Annotated in this window: 6 protein-coding genes; 5 read left to right on the top strand and 1 reads right to left on the bottom strand. The window is 39.5% G+C overall.

The window, feature by feature from the left end; translation table 11 throughout:
- Window positions 1–371 precede the first annotated feature (371 nt).
- The 3 genes from HMPREF3129_RS04015 to HMPREF3129_RS18655 all read left to right on the top strand — a co-directional run bounded on the left by HMPREF3129_RS04015 (window position 372) and on the right by HMPREF3129_RS18655 (window position 1,288).
- The gene (locus HMPREF3129_RS04015; RefSeq protein WP_070486802.1) at window positions 372–653 is read left to right on the top strand and encodes a hypothetical protein; all 282 of its coding nucleotides are present in this window, start codon (window positions 372–374) and stop codon (window positions 651–653) included.
- A gap of 1 nt (window position 654) precedes the next feature.
- On the top strand, window positions 655–966 hold the full coding sequence (locus HMPREF3129_RS18835) for a hypothetical protein (protein ID WP_239510903.1): 312 nt from the start codon (window positions 655–657) through the stop codon (window positions 964–966).
- A gap of 160 nt (window positions 967–1,126) precedes the next feature.
- Window positions 1,127–1,288 carry a hypothetical protein gene (locus HMPREF3129_RS18655; RefSeq protein WP_155289771.1) on the top strand — a complete coding sequence of 54 codons (162 nt, stop codon included), beginning with the start codon at window positions 1,127–1,129 and terminating at the stop codon, window positions 1,286–1,288.
- Here HMPREF3129_RS18655 and HMPREF3129_RS04005 read toward each other — a convergent pair.
- Window positions 1,273–1,560, bottom strand: coding sequence for a hypothetical protein (locus tag HMPREF3129_RS04005; RefSeq protein WP_070486800.1), 288 nt, complete (start codon window positions 1,558–1,560; stop codon window positions 1,273–1,275). The two genes, HMPREF3129_RS18655 and HMPREF3129_RS04005, sit on opposite strands and share 16 nt — an antisense overlap.
- A 343-nt stretch (window positions 1,561–1,903) precedes the next feature.
- Here HMPREF3129_RS04005 and kil point away from each other — a divergent pair, with 343 nt between their 5' ends.
- A complete protein-coding gene (gene kil / locus HMPREF3129_RS04000) occupies window positions 1,904–2,086 on the top strand; it encodes a host cell division inhibitory peptide Kil (RefSeq protein ID WP_004245997.1) in 183 nt (60 codons plus the stop codon).
- 127 nt (window positions 2,087–2,213) lie between these two features.
- Window positions 2,214–2,468 carry a hypothetical protein gene (locus HMPREF3129_RS03995; protein WP_004245998.1) on the top strand — a complete coding sequence of 85 codons (255 nt, stop codon included), beginning with the start codon at window positions 2,214–2,216 and terminating at the stop codon, window positions 2,466–2,468.
- The last annotated feature ends 36 nt before the right edge of the window (window positions 2,469–2,504 follow it).

Below are 2,504 nucleotides of genomic sequence, written 5' to 3'. Positions count from 1 at the left end.
CCTCCCCGCGAGGGCTTTTTTGTGCCCTCTCCCCGCCAAAGAAGTGATCTGCATTCCAATCTGAGATTTTTTTGAAAATAAATTACCTGAAAATACAATAAATTAACACCGCCAGTTATATTATTATCACCTGCGGTGTTGACTTATAAATCACCGCTGGTTATATTTATCACATCAAAGGCAAGGAGCCATAGATAAACAGGATGTTCGCTCTTTTACAATTAGGAACGCTCAGAATAAATTTTCAGAGCAACCACTGAGTGGTTTTTGGGATTGGTGTAGAAGATGGCGTGACGTAGCCACTTTCGCATAGCGGATCATGATTAGTCACATGACTATGCCAATCACCAAAGATCACTTAGGAGGCAAATATGGCAACGATAATTTTTAAAGAGAACTCAAAAATTCGCAGACGCAGAAAGCAAGGTGAGTTTTTGGCTCGAAAGATAGCTACGAGAAGTCGCTCAGTGGAAGAAATTTGGGATTCGATATTTGGCGTTGAGAAGAAAGAACGCCCTGTTCTCTCTCTCAAACCAACAAAGCATTATCCAAGTGGAGATAACTGTTGCTTGCCAAATTCTAGTATTTACTCAGCTAAATATAGAAAATCTGGTACGCTGTTAGAATCTGGAGAAGTAACTGCGAGGGTTTAACATGGCGAAGATAAAGTATCTTCCTCAAACAGGAAAGCTTAACTCTAAAATGCGTAGGTATTTGGCTAGAGGAAAGCTAATTGAGTTAAAAAGAGCTGAGGCGCTTATAGCTAAAGAAACAGACCCCAGCGTTGTTGTTGACCCATATAAACCAATTGAAGTACCTAATGGAACATTAACAGCAACCGATAGAGCCTTAATGAGTGGTGCTTTACCAAGAGACTGCGAGCCAAAAGATAACGCACCTAAAGATGACATAATGAATAGAGTTGTAAATCACGCTCATCAAAGAAATCCAAATAAAAAATGGTGATTTACGCCAATCAATCTAAAGCCTCGCAAATGCGGGGTTTTTTATTACCTAAATAGATACATCTGACAACTGTTGCTTACCTAATGTAGCAGTATTTTCAGGAGTTAAAACAAAACAGCCGAGCAGTGAGTTCGGGGTTACGGCGAGATAGGAGAATAACGTGGAAGAATTAGAGAATTTAATAAAAGAAATAGCAATAGATGAAGGCATCACATTCAAGGATGCCATTAAATTAGCCATTAATGTACTGCGCATTAATCAAGCTAACCAGCCTGATGAAAATTCAACGCCTGTTGATGGTGGTAATCATTTTGATGGATAAAGCGATGCATTCCAATCGTTAAAGGAGCATAAAAATATTGATGGATCTTTTGATTTAGATAGCGGTTTTGCGACTCTTTTAACCTCTGAAAGCAACTGATAGGTCGTCAAGTCACGCTTACCAAAGTATGTACCGTTTGGTAAATCATGGTTTTTACCATTTGAAAACATAATGTATCGGTAAAATTTAATACCTTCCATTCTTTTATGAAGAGTCTCGTAATCATCATAATCCGCATTATATAGCTCAATACGAACAATAAAATTTGCCATTTAAATCATTCCTTATATTGACTGTGGAATAACCAATATATCAATTTTCCTTGACTGTGGAAAGTGAGGAACCACCTCGCCTGACGTGGTTAAAAGCAGGCGCAGTTAACTAATTACAGTCCATTCTGTGGGCTGTGGTGAGATAACTTTTTTAGACCAATAAACCAAAGGCGATAAATCGGTCTCGCCTAACAAAAAGCACCGTTTGAACCGGAGGATTTATGTAAGCTGGCTTGCTAGCCTGAGCGCATCAGGTAATTAACCTACCGCACCAACACCAGAGAAACCAAATAACAATCGCTATCGCAAGATTAGCGCAGATTTCGCACATCCAGAGGTAAGCATGAATATTGATAAATACAAATTACGTGTAGCCCAAAGTAAAGCTGGAATTGCTTTATTTCTCACGGACGAGGACGGATGGAGCGAAGCAAACGAAACATTAAAAACAGCATACGGAGTACAGCATGAACGCAAAGCAGAAACACATAAAACATCAGATATTCGCACTATTGCGAGAGTCTGAAATGACAAATGAGCAAATCGACGACTTAGTTTTTCAATGGAAAATGAAAGTGTCTATGGAGCGCACAAACCTCATTCAGCATGAAATTAACACACGCAAGGAGCGCGCGTTTACCTAAGGAGGCTCTATGTTAACGAATACATACGGACTCAGAAACGACTGGTACGAACGCCAAATGGAACGAGAAGCGTTTGTTAATTCTCAGGAAGATAAAATATCAGTTGATGAGGTTATGGATAGCCTGCCCGAAGAACTGTTATGTATGGATTTAGCAAGGAAGTTAAATCCTGTATTTGAAATTAGTCCCCAAGCACTGGATGCGGTTTTAGCCGGAATTAGAACAGCTATTCAGATCGGGATAGATAAAGAGGTTTTAGGATGAAGCCCGGTATCTATTACGACATTTCAAATGAGGACT

The sequence above is a fragment of the Proteus sp. HMSC14B05 genome (assembly GCF_001808035.1).
GTDB classification, from domain to species: Bacteria; Pseudomonadota; Gammaproteobacteria; order Enterobacterales; family Enterobacteriaceae; genus Proteus; species Proteus mirabilis.
This window is presented reverse-complemented; position numbering and strand designations above follow the sequence as displayed.